This is a genomic window from Brevibacterium linens ATCC 9172, from assembly GCF_900169165.1.
Classification (GTDB): Bacteria; Actinomycetota; Actinomycetes; order Actinomycetales; family Brevibacteriaceae; genus Brevibacterium; species Brevibacterium linens.
Genome location: NZ_FXYY01000031.1, coordinates 16754 through 31064 on the forward strand (window position 1 = coordinate 16754; position 14311 = coordinate 31064).

16 protein-coding genes are annotated in these 14311 nt (G+C 67.0%); 8 read left to right on the forward strand and 8 right to left on the reverse strand.

Annotated elements, in window-relative coordinates; all coding sequences use genetic code 11:
- The first annotated feature begins 57 nt into the window (after nt 1–57).
- Nucleotides 58–411, forward strand: a complete 354-nt coding sequence (locus BLIN9172_RS15930) for a nuclear transport factor 2 family protein (RefSeq protein WP_062241413.1) — start codon at nt 58–60, stop codon at nt 409–411.
- 89 nt (nt 412–500) lie between these two features.
- On the opposite strand, the gene BLIN9172_RS15935 is transcribed toward BLIN9172_RS15930, so the two are convergent.
- A complete protein-coding gene (locus BLIN9172_RS15935; RefSeq protein ID WP_101555927.1) occupies nt 501–1421 on the reverse strand; it encodes a 3-hydroxyacyl-CoA dehydrogenase NAD-binding domain-containing protein in 921 nt (306 codons plus the stop codon).
- 164 nt (nt 1422–1585) lie between these two features.
- Here BLIN9172_RS15935 and BLIN9172_RS15940 point away from each other — a divergent pair, with 164 nt between their 5' ends.
- A complete protein-coding gene (locus BLIN9172_RS15940; protein WP_052239896.1) occupies nt 1586–2449 on the forward strand; it encodes a hypothetical protein in 864 nt (287 codons plus the stop codon).
- A 44-nt stretch (nt 2450–2493) separates the two neighbouring features.
- Nucleotides 2494–3717, forward strand: a complete 1224-nt coding sequence (chrA, locus tag BLIN9172_RS15945) for a chromate efflux transporter (RefSeq protein WP_101555928.1) — start codon at nt 2494–2496, stop codon at nt 3715–3717.
- A 48-nt stretch (nt 3718–3765) separates the two neighbouring features.
- On the opposite strand, the gene BLIN9172_RS15950 is transcribed toward chrA, so the two are convergent.
- The 6 genes from BLIN9172_RS15950 to BLIN9172_RS15970 form a co-directional block, all read right to left on the reverse strand.
- Nucleotides 3766–5397 (reverse strand): long-chain-fatty-acid--CoA ligase, encoded by a 1632-nt coding sequence (locus tag BLIN9172_RS15950; protein WP_101555929.1) that lies wholly within the window; start codon nt 5395–5397, stop codon nt 3766–3768.
- Nucleotides 5398–5660: 263 nt separating this feature from the next.
- A complete protein-coding gene (locus BLIN9172_RS15955; RefSeq protein ID WP_101555930.1) occupies nt 5661–6422 on the reverse strand; it encodes an enoyl-CoA hydratase in 762 nt (253 codons plus the stop codon).
- Between the two features lie 283 nt (nt 6423–6705).
- The gene (locus tag BLIN9172_RS15960; protein WP_101555931.1) at nt 6706–7278 is read right to left on the reverse strand and encodes a GNAT family N-acetyltransferase; all 573 of its coding nucleotides are present in this window, start codon (nt 7276–7278) and stop codon (nt 6706–6708) included.
- On the reverse strand, nt 7278–7361 hold the full coding sequence (locus BLIN9172_RS18895) for a PLP-dependent transferase (RefSeq protein WP_373270468.1): 84 nt from the start codon (nt 7359–7361) through the stop codon (nt 7278–7280). Before BLIN9172_RS18895 ends, BLIN9172_RS15960 begins: the two co-directional genes overlap by 1 nt.
- Nucleotides 7337–8587 carry a trans-sulfuration enzyme family protein gene (locus tag BLIN9172_RS15965; RefSeq protein ID WP_373270467.1) on the reverse strand — a complete coding sequence of 417 codons (1251 nt, stop codon included), beginning with the start codon at nt 8585–8587 and terminating at the stop codon, nt 7337–7339. Before BLIN9172_RS15965 ends, BLIN9172_RS18895 begins: the two co-directional genes overlap by 25 nt.
- 52 nt (nt 8588–8639) lie before the next feature.
- Nucleotides 8640–9539 (reverse strand): LysR family transcriptional regulator, encoded by a 900-nt coding sequence (locus tag BLIN9172_RS15970; RefSeq protein ID WP_257904179.1) that lies wholly within the window; start codon nt 9537–9539, stop codon nt 8640–8642.
- 104 nt (nt 9540–9643) lie between these two features.
- Between BLIN9172_RS15970 and BLIN9172_RS15975 the strand changes: the two genes are divergently transcribed.
- Both BLIN9172_RS15975 and BLIN9172_RS15980 read left to right on the forward strand, forming a co-directional pair.
- Nucleotides 9644–10771: a YeiH family protein gene (locus BLIN9172_RS15975; protein WP_101555933.1), complete on the forward strand. Its 1128-nt coding sequence runs from the start codon at nt 9644–9646 to the stop codon at nt 10769–10771.
- Between the two features lie 219 nt (nt 10772–10990).
- Nucleotides 10991–12376, forward strand: coding sequence for an SLC13 family permease (locus BLIN9172_RS15980; protein ID WP_101555934.1), 1386 nt, complete (start codon nt 10991–10993; stop codon nt 12374–12376).
- A 93-nt stretch (nt 12377–12469) separates the two neighbouring features.
- Here BLIN9172_RS15980 and BLIN9172_RS15985 read toward each other — a convergent pair whose 3' ends face one another.
- Complete coding sequence (locus BLIN9172_RS15985; RefSeq protein WP_101555935.1) at nt 12470–13057, reverse strand: GNAT family N-acetyltransferase; 588 nt, start codon at nt 13055–13057, stop codon at nt 12470–12472.
- A 197-nt stretch (nt 13058–13254) separates the two neighbouring features.
- Between BLIN9172_RS15985 and BLIN9172_RS15990 the strand changes: the two genes are divergently transcribed.
- From BLIN9172_RS15990 to BLIN9172_RS18230, 3 genes are all read left to right on the forward strand, one after another.
- On the forward strand, nt 13255–13581 hold the full coding sequence (locus BLIN9172_RS15990; protein WP_101555936.1) for a GNAT family N-acetyltransferase: 327 nt from the start codon (nt 13255–13257) through the stop codon (nt 13579–13581).
- 201 nt (nt 13582–13782) lie between these two features.
- Entirely contained in the window at nt 13783–14055 is a 273-nt protein-coding gene (locus BLIN9172_RS15995) for a hypothetical protein (RefSeq protein WP_101555937.1), read from the forward strand.
- Nucleotides 14056–14170: 115 nt separating this feature from the next.
- Nucleotides 14171–14311, forward strand: a complete 141-nt coding sequence (locus tag BLIN9172_RS18230) for a hypothetical protein (RefSeq protein ID WP_180956983.1) — start codon at nt 14171–14173, stop codon at nt 14309–14311.

Consider the following 14311-nt stretch of genomic DNA (forward strand, 5'->3'; position numbering starts at 1 on the left):
ATCGATCCGCCGAGGGCCGGGCCGGACTATGTCATGGGTCACTGTTACGGTAGTGCCATGCCCAGTGTGACTGAACTCGTGAAGCGCTACTACTCCACCGTCGATGCCGGAGATGCGGGCGCCACCTCGGCGCTGTTCGCCGCCGACGCCAGCTATGATCGGCCCGGCTATCCGACGATGGTCGGCCAGCAGATCACCGACTTCTACCACGGCGAACGCGTCATCGATTCCGGTGCGCATTCGCTGCAGGAGATCATCGTCGACGGCGACCGCGCATCCAGTCGCGGAGTCTTCAGCGGCCGCCTCAAGGACGGCTCGGAGACCTCGGTGGGATTCGCGGATTTCTTCCTCTTCGACACCGAGGGTCTCATCGCCGAACGCACCACGTACTTCTACCAAGCAGCGGTCTGAGTCCCTGCGGCCCCGAAAATAGGTCACTATCGGATACTTCTGAGCCCGGAAGTTATCCGATACTGACCTCTATTTGGGACGAATGCGTCTCAGCGCCCCTGACCGCGGGCTTCGAGGACCGCTTTCTGGATCCGGTCGCGGACGGCGGCGGCCTGCGGAGTCGGCGTCGGGCCATAGGCTTCTTCGACCTGCTCGAAGACGTCTTCCATGGCTGCGGGGTCGACGTCGACGGGCAGATCCTCAATGGCGGCGAAGGCCGGGCCGATATGGTCCATGAACCCGCGGATCCCGGCCTCTCCCCCGCCGAAGTGCATGCCTTCGAACTGGCCGATGGCCGACCAGCGCAGACCCAGCGAATTCTTCAGCACCGAGTCGAGATCCTCGGCGGTGACGACCCCGTTCTGCACGAGCGAGATCGCTTCCTTCATCAGCGCATTCTGCAGCCGGTTGCCGACGAATCCGCGGATCTCACGCCGCAGCACCACCGGCTCGCGGCCGCAGCTGCGATAGAACTCGACGGCGGCGTCCACGGTCTCCTGGGAGGTCTGCGGGGAAGGCACGACCTCGACGAGCGGCATCAGGTGCGGCGGATTGAACGGGTGGCCGACGATGACGCGGGATGCTGCGGACTCCGGGAGCGCGGCTGCGATCACTGAGGCCGGGATCGTCGACGATGAGGTTGCGAACACGGTCTCGGTTGGAGCCGCCTCGGCGATCTGGGAGAACAGCACCGGCTTCGATTCGGGGTCCTCGGGACCGGCTTCCTGGACGAAGACGACACCGGCCACGGCGGCTTCGACGGTCTCGGCGATTTCGACGGTGCCGACCTGCGAGGCCAGCTCATTCCGGGCGGAAGCGTCGGCGGTGACCTCGGCCTGCAGCCCGGCGACCACCTGGGCGAGGTCCGGACGCGGGTCGAAGACCCGCACCGTGTACCCGCTGCGGGCGAAGAGGAAGGCGAACGATCGGCCGATGGTTCCGGCGCCGATGACGGCGACTGTTGAGCTCATGCGTCCAGGCTATACCTGCCCCATCCGTTCTGACGGCGGAGTTCACCGGGGCGTACGAGGACATTCACCCAGGCGCGTGTGGGCATGCTCCGGCCCGTTCTCCGTAGTCGAATCGTTGCCGTGCGTCTCCCGCCGGTGGTGGCATCGGGTGGCACAATGAACCCATGAGCGCGAACCCAGAACTGAGAACAGTGGACTCGGAGATCCTCGCCCTGGCGGAGGACGAATACGCCGCCGCTGCGGAGACCGCGCGCATCGACGTGCGCGAGATCCACACCGCCGACGAGGCGGCCAGGGCCTCGATGCTGCTCGACGAAGTCTGGAACGTCGACGAGACCGGCACGAACGTGTTCGAACCCAGCCTCATCATCGCCTTCGCCCACGCCGGCAACTATGTCTCCGCTGCGTACAGCGTCGACGAACCCGACGAGATGATCGGTGTGACCATCGGCTTCTTCGGCCAGCCTCTGGGCACGGTCATGCACTCGCATATCGCCGGGGTCCGCCACCAGATCATCGGCCGCGGCGCCGGATCCGCGATGAAGCTGCACCAGCGTCTGTGGTGCCTCAACTTGGGCATCACCGAGATGACCTGGACCTTCGACCCCCTCATCGCACGCAACGCGTACTTCAACTTCCAGCGTTTGGGCGTCGGCATGGTCGAATACCTCGAGGACTTCTACGGGCAGATGCGCGACGGAGTGAACTCCGGCCAGGCCAGCGACCGGATGATGGTGTCCTGGCCGCTCGACCGTCCGGCACGGGCCTCGGTCGTCGATCCCGGATCGGCCTTCCCCTGCCTGCGCGCCGATGATGACGGCGAGCCGCTGCTGAGCGAAGTGCCGAAGGAGACCGAATTCGTCTCACTCGACTTCCCCTCCGACATCGAGGACCTGCGCGGCCAGGATGCCGACCTCGCCAGCCGCTGGCGACTGGCGCTGCGCACCGCGCTGACCGGCCTCGTCGGCGACGGTTGGGTCGTCGACACCTGCCTCAAGGGCGGCACCTATCTCCTCCACCACCCCTGAGGCCCGTTCACCTCTGCGTCACCTGATTCGTGTTCACTGATCCGATGACCACTGCACCTGCCCGCACCGCCGAGGTGGCCGGATCGTTCCTTCGCCTGGGCCTGACGTCGTTCGGCGGCCCCGTCGCCCACCTCGGGTACTTCCGCGAGACCTTCGTCGGCCGCCGCTCCTGGCTGGACGACCGCGAATACGCCGACCTCGTGGCCCTGTGCCAGATGCTGCCCGGCCCCGCGTCGAGTCAGGTCGGCATGGGACTCGGGCTGCGCCGAGCAGGTCTGCCTGGGCTCGCCGCCGCGTGGGTGACCTTCACTCTGCCGTCGGCGATTCTGCTCACCCTCTTCGCGCTCGGGCTCTCGGCCTTCGGCGAGCTCGGCGATGCCGGATGGCTGCTCGGACTCAAGGCCGCCGCGGTGGCCGTCGTCGCCGGTGCCGTGCGGTCGATGGCGACAACGCTGACCCCCGATGCCAAGCGGGCGAGCATCGCCGCGGCCGCCCTCATCCTCATGCTCGTCATCCCGGATTCGATCATGCCGACGGCCCTCGTCCAGATCGCCGCGATCGTCCTCGGCGGAGTGCTCGGCCTGGTCTGGCTGAAACGGCCCCACAGAGGGGCGAAGAATCGGGAAACCCCCGCCGAGACCCGCGTTGCCTCGCGTGGCGCCAGGCGACTTGGCGTCTCCGCCCTCATCGCCTTCGCCGCGCTGCTGCTCGGACTGCCCGCGCTCACCGCGGCGACCGGGGACGCGACCGTTCGCCTCATCGACATCTTCTACCGGGCCGGGGCCCTAGTCTTCGGCGGCGGCCACGTCGTCCTGCCCCTGCTCGAGGCCGAACTCGTGCCCACAGGGCTGATCGATCACGACACGTTCCTCGCCGGCTACGGTGCCGCACAGGCCGTCCCCGGTCCGCTGTTCACCTTCGCGGCGTTCCTCGGCGCGTCGATGACGTCGGGACCGACCGGCATCCTCGGCGCCGGCATCGCCCTGCTGGCGATCTTCCTCCCCGCCGGTCTGCTGGTGATCGGGATCCTGCCGTTCTGGGAACGGCTGCGCGCCTGGGAACCGGCGACGGCGGCACTGACCGGAGTCAATGCCGCCGTCGTGGGGCTGCTGGGGGCCGCGCTCTACGATCCCGTCTTCGTCGCGGGGATCACTTCGCCTGCGACCCTGGCCCTGGCCGTCGCCGCCTTCGTTGCCTCGACCATGTGGAAGGTCCCGGCGTGGGCGACGGTGATCGGTGCCGGGCTCATCGGCTGGCTGCTGCTGTGATCGGTCAAGCCAGGGCTCGACCGACCCCTTACCGGATCAGCCCTGCGATCAGGACTCTTCCCAATCCTTGCGCAGCAGCTTCTTGTCGAGCTTGCCCACCGAGGTGCGCGGCATCTCGTCGACGACCTTGACCTCATCGGGCATCTGCCACTTGGCGAAACGAGAACTCAGGGTCTCGACGATCGACTCACGGGTCACCTCGGCGCCGGGGTTGGCGACGACGTAGGCGACGGGCCGCTCATCCCATTTCTCGTCGGGGACGCCGATGACGGCGGCCTCGCTGACGTCGGGGTTGTCGAGGATCGCGTTCTCCATGTCGATCGACGAGATCCACTCGCCTCCGGACTTGATGACGTCCTTGAGACGGTCGGTGATCTTGAGGTACCCGTACTCGTCGATGGTGCCGACGTCGCCCGAACGCCACCAGCCGTCGAGGAAGCGATCGGCATTGTCGGGCAGCTGATAGTAGGACTCGGTGATCCAGGGGCCGCGCATGAGCAGCTCGCCCATGGACTTTCCGTCGCGCGGCAGCTCATTGCCCTCGGGGTCGACGGTCTTCATCTCGACGCCGATGACCGGCAGACCCTGCGAGCGCTTGAGATCCCACTTCTCCTCCTCGTCGAGGTCGAGACCGGGACGGATCTTCCAGTTCGTCGACGCCAGCGGCGTGGTCTCGGTGGCACCGTAGCCGTGGATGACATCGGCCCCGGTGACCTCCTTGAACCCGCGCATCATCGACAGCGGCGGCTCTGACGACCCGGAGACAAGACGGACACCGCTGAGGTCCGGGGCCTGCGGCATCTTCTTCATCATCTGCAGCATCGGCCCGAAGATGGCAGGAGCGCCGTTGGCCAGGGTGACCTTCTCCTCGACGAAGGCCTGGGCGATGGCGCCGAACTCCTCGGCGGCGAACTTGCCCGGCAGGACGAGTTTGGCACCAGCGGCCACCGCGTTCTGCGGGAATCCCCACGACAGCACATGGAACATCGGGGTGATGGGCATGACGCAGTCGTCGAAGCCCGCGTGGAGTGCAGCCAGACCGCCCATGGTGTGCAGGTAGATCGAGCGGTGCGAGTAGTAGACACCCTTGGGCCGGCCGGTGGTGCCGGTGGTGTATCCGGCGTAGGCGGCGGTCTTCTCGTCGACGACCGGCCAGTCGAAGGTCTCGGGCTTGTCGGCGATGAGATCTTCGTAGGAGACGACGTTGTTCAGGCTCGTCTCGATCTCGGCGATCGGTTTGTCGGTCATGACGACCCAGCCCTTGACGTCGAGCTTCGGCGCCAGCGATTCGGCGACCTGCAGCAGAGACTCGTCGACGAAGATCCAGTCCGACTTCGAGTGGCTGACGACGTAGGCGAGGTCTTCGGGAGCCAGACGCAGGTTGAGCTGGAGCATGGTCGCGGCCACACCGGGGACGGCGAAGTAGAGCTCGAGGTGGCGGCGGGAGTTCCAGTCGAGGACTCCGACCATGGAGCCGGCGCCGACGCCGAGGTCGGCGAGGCCCTGCGCGAGCTGAGCCATGCGCTTGAACTCGTCGGCGTAGTTCGACCGGCCCCAGGAGCCGTCAGAACGGCGGTAGACGACCTCGACATCACCGAAGACGGTCGCTGCGTGCCGGATGAGGCTGGTGGTGTTGAGCTGGTAGCTGTCGCCCAGGGTGGACGGAATTCCTGTCAGCATGAGACTCCTTCGTTCGTGCTCCGGTCCCGTCGCGACGGTGTGGCTGCGACGGGAGAAGTATCGTGATCGCCGGTTTCGTGGTGGGCGGTCGTCACCATCACATCAGCTGTGGAGGCGGCGCGGATGCGGTTGAGTCGATTCGTGGTCAAACAGTTATCAACCGATCCGTAGTCGGGCGGTCATGGACCGATCCGTGGCCAGGCGGTCATGGACCGGCCCGTGGACTGGCAGTCATCAACAGTCTCATCCGCGCCGCTCCAGGATCATTCCCCGGTGAAGCCGGGTGCCCTCTTCTCGAGGAAGGCGGCGACTCCCTCGGCGAAGTCCTTGCTCGCCCGCAGCGCATCCTGGCCTTCGACCTCGCGGCCGAAGGACGAGTCGATTTCAGCCAGGCTGGCCCGATTGATCGCTCGCTTCGAGGCGGTCAGGGCGCGAGTCGGACCCTGCGCGAAGACCGCGGCGACTTCCTCGGCCCGTGCCAGGTGGCTTCCGACCGGTACGACTTCGCTGGCCAGCCCCCAGTCGAGAGCATCGGCGGCCTGCAGCTTCTCTCCCGTCAGCGCCATGCGCAGGGCCCGGTGACGCCCCGCCGAGGCTGCGACCAGCGCAGTCGAGCCCCCGTCGGGCATGAGACCGATCTTCGTGAAGGGAAGCATGAGATAGGACTTCTCGCTCATCACCAGATAGTCGCAGGCCAACGCGAGCGAACAGCCGATGCCGGCGGCCGGTCCGGACACTGCCGCGATCGTGGGGATAGGCAGGTCGAGGATCGAGGCGATGATCCTATTCGCACCGTCGAGGTCGATGCCGTCTTGTCGTTCCAGCCCTCCCTGCAGATCCGCCCCGGAGCTGAAGGACCGCTCATTGCCGGTGAGGATGAGGGCTCGGGAGTTCACGGCCGCCTCGGTGACGGCCGTGCCGATGGCCTGGAACGTCGACTCGTTGAGCGCGTTGAGGCTCTCCGGACGATTGATGGTCACGGTCGTGACATCGCCGCTGACTTCGGTGAGAACACTGGTGGACAATGCGACTCCTTCGTACGAATCCGATGATCCGAGTAGCTTTCGGGGCGACTGCTTCCGTCCGTCGGGGAGGAGTGCGGAAGCATCTACCGCCACTTTAACGTACGTTAAGTTGATCTGCGTCACATAAGCGAGGCGGATTGCTCGCTGCCGAGAAACGTGCTCAGCGTCGAGAAACGGGTTGTGGCAAAGCTGCTTCACCGAAGAACGGGTTGAGCGTCGAGAAACGTGGGCGCACCCGCGTGCCTCGACGTTTGACCCGTTTTTCGGCAGAATGCGACGAGCGTCAGGCCAACGTTGCCTCGAGCTGGGCGGCGGTGAGCTCCCGGTCGGCGAAGACCAGCCGGATGGCAGACGGGTCGGGATTGCCGGCGTCGGGTGCGCGGTGGACGAGTTCGAGGCCGAGCTTGCGGGCGACCACCGCCGAGGCGGTGTTGGCCTCGAGCAGATACGCCACGACCGGCAGTTCGGGGTCGACGTCCTCGGACGCTCCGATCGCATCGCGCGAGACCGCACTCGCCAGTCCCCGCCCCTGCGCCTCGGGGCGGAATCGGTAGCCGAGGTTCCAGAACGCTCCGGGTGTGCCGCGGGAGGCTCCGGGGCCGGCGACTCCGCGCAGCGAGCATCCGCAATGGCCGAGGATCTCCCCACCCGGAACCCGTCTGACCATCCACGGCCCGATTCCGTCGAGCTCCCACTGCGAGGCCAATCGGACGAGGATCGCTACGGCGTCTTCCCCATCGGTCAGGCGCCCGCTGGGCAGGTGCGTCCAGACCCGCGGGTCGGAGTCGATGGTGAAGAACTGATCACGGTCGTCCGTGCTGGGCCGGTCGAGCACGTAATCGGGCGCCTGCCCCATCAGGCCAGGGCCGCCTCGAGGTCGGCCCACAGGTCCTCGAGGTTCTCGATGCCCACGCTCAGACGGATGAGCCCCTCGGGCACGGTCGCCGGTTCCGCGGGGTGCCGGCGGCGACGTTCGATGAGGGATTCCACCCCGCCCAGGGACGTCGCCGGCGGCGACGTTCGATGAGGGATTCCACCCCGCCCAGGGACGTCGCCGGCGTCCACAGTCGGACCGCCTCGGCGATGGCGGTGGCCTTCTCCGCGGAGTCGACGGTGAAGGAGATGATCGCTCCGAACCCGTTCATCTGCGCGGCTGCACGAGCATGGCCGGGATCACCTGGCAGACCCGGGTAGCGGGTCTCGACGACGGTGGGGTGGGCGGCCAGGCGTTCGGCGATGGCGTGTGCGTTGGCCTGCGCGCGGTCGAGGCGCACGGCCAGGGTGCGCAGTCCACGCAGGGCCAGCCAGACCTCGAAGGGTCCGGCGATGCCACCGCGCATGGATCGTTCCGTATGCAGGTCCTCGCGCAGTCCGACATTGCCGGTGACGACCGCGCCGAGGACGACGTCGGAGTGCCCGGCCAGGTATTTCGTCACCGAGTGCACGACGATATCGGCGCCCAGATCGAGCGGCGTCTGCAGCAGCGGGGTGGCGAAGGTGTTGTCGACGGAGACGAGGAACCCGCGGTCCTTGGCGGCGGTGGTCAGCGCGGGAACGTCGGCGACCTCGAGCATAGGGTTCGTCGGCGATTCGATCCACAGCATTCCCGGGGATCCGGCTTCGCCGGCACTCGCCGAGGCGGCCGCCCCGTCAGCGTCCCCCGCCGAGGCGGCCGTTCCATCCGTCGCCGCCTGACCTGTAGTGGCGTGCCCTGCCCGGTCGAGGGCGGCGATGACCGCCTCGGTGTCGGAGATGTCGACGGTGACGAGGTCGAAGTTCTGCCGTCCGGCGATCTGCGCGGCAGAAGCGAGCGCCCCCTGGTAGCTGTGGGTCGGGATGATGAGCGTGCCGCCGGCGGGCACGAGGCTGATCACGGCGGAGATCGCGGCCAGACCGGAGCCGAAGACCAGCCCGGGCAGGCTCGCATGTTCGAGCTGACCGAGCGCCTCTTCGAAGGGCGTCCATGCGGGGGTGTCGAAACGGCCATAGGCATAGGGCGATGCGGAGATGTCGCCCGCGCTCACGAAGGTCGAGGACAGATCGATCGGCGGGTTCACGGCAGCGCCGTCGGCACGCTGCGGGCGTCCGGTTTCGACGACGATGGTGTCGGCAGCGAACTCGGAACGAGCGGCGGGCGAAGAGGAGGCAGGCTCAGTCTGTGTCATGTCCCCAATATACGATCGCGGCCGCCGCCGGTGCCGAGCCGTCCGGATTCCATCACTCGAGGCTGTCGACCATGTGCTCGAGCAGCAGGCGCGCCCCGGGCGACTGCCGCCTGCCCTTCGCCCACACGGCGTGGAGTTCACGGGTGAGATCGACGTCGTCGGCCACCGGCAGCGGCACCAGACGTCCGGCCCGGAAGTCATCGCGCAGAGCGAGTTCCGACAAGACCGCCGGGGCCACAGAGGTGGCTGCGGCGATGCGCAGGGCAGAATTCGATCCGTACTCCCCCGCCACGCGGACTCCTCCCACACCGAGCAGTGCCGCGTCGATGGCCTCCCTGGTGCCCGAGCCGATCTCACGCACGAGCAGCGGCACCTGCGCCAGATCCTCGGCGGTGATCGGCTTCGTCCAGGCGTGGGCGAAGTCCGGGCCGCAGGCGATCATGAGTCGGTCACGGCCGACCACCTCGGCGTTGAGGTCCTTCGGAAGGGACACGGATTCGATGAGTCCGAGGTCGCAGGTCTGCCGGCGCACCCGGTCGATGACGGTCGCGGAGTTCTCCACCGACAGTCCGATGTCGATTGTCGGGTGTGCGGCGCGGAATGTCGTGAGGTGGTGGGGCATGAGGTATTCGGCGACCGTCAGCGAGGCGCTGACCTTGACGGTTCCGGCACGGGCGTCCTGGATCGCGCGGGCCCCGGCGTAGAGCGTGTCGTAGGCTTCGATGACCTTCGACGCCCATTCGGCGACGGCGCGGCCCTCGACGGTGAGTTCGGTGCCCCGCGGAGAGCGCCGCAGCAGCGGCACCTTGAGATCGCGTTCGAGGTTGCGCAGGCTGCGGGAGGCATTCGGCTGGGCGAGATCGAGTTTCGCTGCGGCCTGGCCGATCGACCTGGCGTTGCCACTGAGGGCCACCAGCAGCCCCAGAGCCTGGAGCTCGGGCCAGTTCTTCATACTCCCGAGATCGTGCATATGCTCATCATGACATATCAGATCCATATGGGTTGCGAAGAAATCACCGTCTACTGCGACCGTCCAGGCGTTGACAGACTGAAGTCATGAACCGCTTCGTCTCCCTCTTACCCGGACTCGCCGTCGCCGCTGTGGCCACGGCCGTCGCGTGGCCGATCTCCATGCTCGCGCCCGTGCTCTCACCGCTGCTCGTGGCGATCGTGCTCGGTATCCTCCTGGGCAATCTCGTGCCCAACCTGTCCGAGGCGTTCATGCCCGGACTCAACTTCGCCGCGAAGCCGCTGCTGCGCCTGGGCATCGTCGCCCTCGGCGCGCAGGTGGTGCTCGGTGACATCCTCGAACTCGGCTGGCTCGTCCTCGTCCTCGCCTCCGTCATCGTCGCCGCCGGCATCCTCTCCGCCCTGGCACTGGCCAAGCCGCTCAAGGTCGACCGCCCGCTGGCAGTGCTCATCGGCAGCGGCTTCGGCATCTGCGGTGCCGCCGCCGTCGCCGGAGTCGAGTCGACGCTGAAGTCGAAGAAGGAGGATGTGGCCGCCGCGATCGGCCTCGTCGTCCTCTTCGGCACCCTGATGATCGCGATCGTCCCCGGGCTCTCGACTGCTCTGGGCCTGTCCCCGGAGACCGCGGGAATGTGGGGCGGAGCCGCCACGCACGAGGTCGCGCAGGTCGTCGCGATCGGCGGGATCATCGGACCCGCGGCCCTCGAGGTCGCCGTGCTCGTCAAGCTCGCCCGCGTCATCATGCTCGCGCCCACCGTCGCCGTGTTCAGCTATGCCGTGCGCCGCAGTGAGGACACGGCGATGGCGAACTCCACCGTCACCAAGCCGGCCGCGGGTACCGCCGCGACCTCTGCGAGGGCGGGGTCGGCCGCGGGTTCCGCGGCAGCCTCCGGTTCCGAGCCGGCCGCGGGGTCGGTGTCGAGCACGACGAAGCAGGCTCCGGCTCAGGGCAAGCGCCCGCCGATCGTGCCCCTCTTCGTCGTCGGGTTCCTCATCATGGCGGCTCTGCGCACCTTCGGTCTGCTGCCGGAGTTCGCGGTCACCGGCCTCAGTTGGATTCAGACCGTGTGCTTGGCGATGGCGATGTTCGCCCTCGGTCGCGGAGTGCAGTGGCGATCGCTGAAGAACCTCGGCGCCCGACCGATCGTCCTGGCCGCCTTGGTCACGATCATCGTCGCCCTCATCGCCCTCGGCGGAGCCCTCCTCCTCACCTGACCCGACCCCAATTACTACCTGACGGCGGCCCAGATACCTCGCGCGAGGTTGCTGGGCCGCCGTCAGGTAGTAATTGGGGCCGCCTTGGCGAGGATTTCCGATAATCGGGACTTTCCGGCGGACCGGACACGCCTCACCTGTACGCATCGGTAACACTGGTAGTCTCCCAGCGAATCAGCCAGCGATACTCAGTGTCGTTTCAGCCTTCGCAAGGACATCATGCTCACTCAGATCATTGCTCTGCTCATCTTCATCGCTCTCTTCGCCATCGGCGCGGTCCGCGGGGTGCAGATCGGCGTGCTCATGCTCGTCGGCGCAGCCGGAACCGGGCTCCTCCTCACGGATATGGCAGTTGACGACATCGTCGCAGAATTCCCCTTGAGCATCATGATCCTGCTGGCGGGCGTGACCTACTTCTTCGCAATCGCGCAGGAGAACGGAACGGTCGACAAGATCATCGACTGGGCGCTCGAACGCGTCGGATCCTCGGCGGTGCTGCTGCCCGCGGTGTTCTTCGTCATCACAGGCTGCATTGCGGCCATGGGCGCTCCGCTGGCGGGCCTGGTGATGATGCCGGTGGGCATGCAGGTCGCCCGCAAGTACGGCGTCGACTATGCGCTCATGGGCCTGGCGATCTGCTTTGCCATCGGCGCCGGCGGCTTCGCCCCGACGAGCCTCTACGGAATCGTCACGTATTCGACCGCGCACGATGCCGGAATCGACCTCTCCCCGTTCCTGCTCTTCGGCATCGCCGTGGCCGTCTACCTCGTCATGCTCACCGTCGCATACTTCATGTACGGACGGTCGCTGTTCTCGAAGACCACGGTGGCAGCCTCTGCGCATGCTTCGGCCGGGGCGCACGCCGGAAGCGCGCAGTCGACGATTTCCCGCGGTTCCGCCTCGGCGTCGAGTGTGGCCTTCGGTGAGGATGACGAGGACGAAGCGCTCTTCGACTCCTCCACCACCGACGAGGCGGGCGAATCCTCTCCGTTCACCTTCGTGCAGATCCTCACCGTGATCTTCATGGTCGGCCTCATCGTCTCCGTGGTGGTGCTCGCGGCACTCGGCCAGGAACCGGACATCGGCCTGCTGTGCTTCATGTTCGGCGCGATCCTCTCGCTCGTCGACCCGAAGACGGGCAAGGCCGCGATCCCGAAGATCGACTGGCCGACCGTGCTGCTCGTCGGCGGCATCATCACCTTCGTCGGCGTGCTGCAGAACATGGGCGCTGTGGACCTGCTCGGTGAGGGCGCCGAGGCGATCGGTTCGCCGCTCATCGCGGCCTTCGTCCTCTGCGTCGTCGGCGGCCTGGTCTCGGCGTTCGCCTCGACGACGGGCATCCTGGCGGCTCTCGTGCCGCTGGCTCTGCCGCTCATCGCGGCCGGTGGGGTGCCCGGCTGGGCGCTCATCGCGGCATTGGGCGTGTGTTCGGCCGTCGTCGACGTCTCACCGTTCTCGACGCTGGGTGCCACGGTCGTGGCGACCGCCCCGGTCGAGGACAAGCCGCGACTGACGCGCATCCTCGTGAAGTTCGGCATGTCGATGGTCGTCATCGGGCCGATCGCCCTCGTCGGCGGCCTCGTCGTTCCCGCCATGATGTTCTGAGGCTGAGTTCATCGAGAAACGGGCTGAGCGTCGAGAAACGGGTGTGCACATGCGTTTCTCGACGCTCAGCCCGTTTCTCGGCGAAGCCGCCCCTCACCCCAGGGGCTTGGACAGCAGCACGAATTCGAGGTCGTCGACCTTCGGCAGTCCGAAGCGTTCGTCGCCGTAAGGGAAGGGTTCGACTTCTCCGGTGCGCGAGTAGCCGCGACGTTCGTAGTAGGCGATGAGTTCCTCGCGTTTGCTGATCACGCTCATCCGCATCGATGTCGCGCCCCAGTGCTCGGCCACCCATGCCTCGGCGAGGCCGATGAGCGCTGACCCCACGCCTTTGCCCTGCCCCAGCGGAGAGACGGCGAGCACGCCGAGGTAGGCGGCTCCGTCTTCGGGCTCGCGCACGTAGACGCTGGCGACGGCGCGGCCCTGCTCATCGCGGGCGAGCAGGATCTGGGAGTCCGCCTCGGCGAGCATGTCCTCGGCCATCGGGCCGTCGAGTCGCTGTCCGCCCAGCAGGTCCGCCTCGGTCGTCCACCCTTGCTTCGACCCCTCGCCGCGGTAGGCCGAGGACACGAGCTCGACATAGTCGGCGATGTCGGCAGACGTCAGTTCGGCGATCTCGACGCCGACTGCGCGCAGCTTCTGGCGGTGCGCGTCGACCGGGGAGGCCGAAGGCTGTGCGGTCATGGGTGGGGCTCCTTCACAATCGTCCGTGCAGCTGCGACTGACCAGGCTAGTCATCCGATCAGGCTAGTCGCGTCCTCAGAAACACAACTATAGTGTCAACTGTCAGGACGGCGACGAGCGTCAGCCGATCGCCGACGACCATCGCGCAGTGCCGCCGACGCGGACATTCGGAGCACCGACATTCGGGAGGAACGACCATGGACATCGACATCTCGGGAGAGACCTTCACCATCGCCGAGGATGCCGCAGCCAAACGCTTCACCGTCTCCCACGCGGGCAAGGTCATCGGTGTCGCCGATTACGTCGACCGTAAGGCGAGTGCCGATGACACCTCCGACGGTCCGGTGCGCACCTTCACCCACACCGAGGTCTCGCCCGAGTGGGGCGGTCGCGGCCTGGCGGCCAAGCTGGTGCGCTATGCCCTCGAGACCAGCGCCGAGGCGGGACTGAAGTTCCGTACCACGTGCTCTTATGTGCAGAATTTCCTGGCCAAGAACGACGAGTTCGACAAATTCGTCGCCTGAAGACCCGGTTCCGTCTCGTCAGTTCCCTGCCCGATCTTGTCACGGCGCAGTGACCGGGCCGGTCTCGCTCAGTGTCGGGGGCGTCAGCGGCTCGCTGCCAGCGCCCTCGTCCGCGGTGCGCATACTGCTCGCGCCCTCCCCCATCGTCTGCGGCCGGCTGAAGAGTCCGCCGCTCGGACAGCCGTAGCTCGAACCCTCGAGATGGTCGATGCCGCCGGCTACTCCGTCAGCGCCGATTCGGTCGTCGATCAGTGCCGAGCCATCGCCGCAACGGCCCGCGACAACATCCGACCGATCGGCACTGAGCTCAGTCGCGATGAAGTCTGCCTCCGAGTGATCCGCGGCATCACGATGCACAACCGCCAGCTCATCGCCATCAGTGCACTCGCCCACGCTTCACTGTCGATAATCGCCCGCGCTTTGGCGGTCGACGGTGGCTCAGCAGCCGATGGGCCCGACGAGTCCCCCGCCTGAGGAGTCCCCCACGATCGGAAGAGCACACGTCCGCACTCGAGCCGCCGCCCCAACGGCCCGCGACAACATCCGCCCGATCGGCACTGGGCTAAGTCGCGATGAATTCTGCCTCCGAGTGATCCGCGGCACCACGATGCACAACCGCCAGCTCATCGCCATCAGTGCACTCGCCCACGCTTCACTGTCGATAATCGCCCGCGCTTTGGCGGTCGACGGTGGCTCAGCAGCCGATGGGCCCGACGAGTCCCCCGCCTGA

Coding starts and splice junctions, on each gene's coding strand:
- BLIN9172_RS15930 (WP_062241413.1), top strand. CDS start 58: ATGCCCAGTGTGACTGAACTCGTGAAGCGCTACTACTCCACCGTCGAT.
- BLIN9172_RS15935 (WP_101555927.1), bottom strand. CDS start 1,421: ATGAGCTCAACAGTCGCCGTCATCGGCGCCGGAACCATCGGCCGATCG.
- BLIN9172_RS15940 (WP_052239896.1), top strand. CDS start 1,586: ATGAGCGCGAACCCAGAACTGAGAACAGTGGACTCGGAGATCCTCGCC.
- chrA (WP_101555928.1), top strand. CDS start 2,494: ATGACCACTGCACCTGCCCGCACCGCCGAGGTGGCCGGATCGTTCCTT.
- BLIN9172_RS15950 (WP_101555929.1), bottom strand. CDS start 5,397: ATGCTGACAGGAATTCCGTCCACCCTGGGCGACAGCTACCAGCTCAAC.
- BLIN9172_RS15960 (WP_101555931.1), bottom strand. CDS start 7,278: ATGGGGCAGGCGCCCGATTACGTGCTCGACCGGCCCAGCACGGACGAC.
- BLIN9172_RS15965 (WP_373270467.1), bottom strand. CDS start 8,587: ATGACACAGACTGAGCCTGCCTCCTCTTCGCCCGCCGCTCGTTCCGAG.
- BLIN9172_RS15970 (WP_257904179.1), bottom strand. CDS start 9,539: ATGAAGAACTGGCCCGAGCTCCAGGCTCTGGGGCTGCTGGTGGCCCTC.
- BLIN9172_RS15975 (WP_101555933.1), top strand. CDS start 9,644: ATGAACCGCTTCGTCTCCCTCTTACCCGGACTCGCCGTCGCCGCTGTG.
- BLIN9172_RS15980 (WP_101555934.1), top strand. CDS start 10,991: ATGCTCACTCAGATCATTGCTCTGCTCATCTTCATCGCTCTCTTCGCC.
- BLIN9172_RS15985 (WP_101555935.1), bottom strand. CDS start 13,057: ATGACCGCACAGCCTTCGGCCTCCCCGGTCGACGCGCACCGCCAGAAG.
- BLIN9172_RS15990 (WP_101555936.1), top strand. CDS start 13,255: ATGGACATCGACATCTCGGGAGAGACCTTCACCATCGCCGAGGATGCC.
- BLIN9172_RS15995 (WP_101555937.1), top strand. CDS start 13,783: ATGGTCGATGCCGCCGGCTACTCCGTCAGCGCCGATTCGGTCGTCGAT.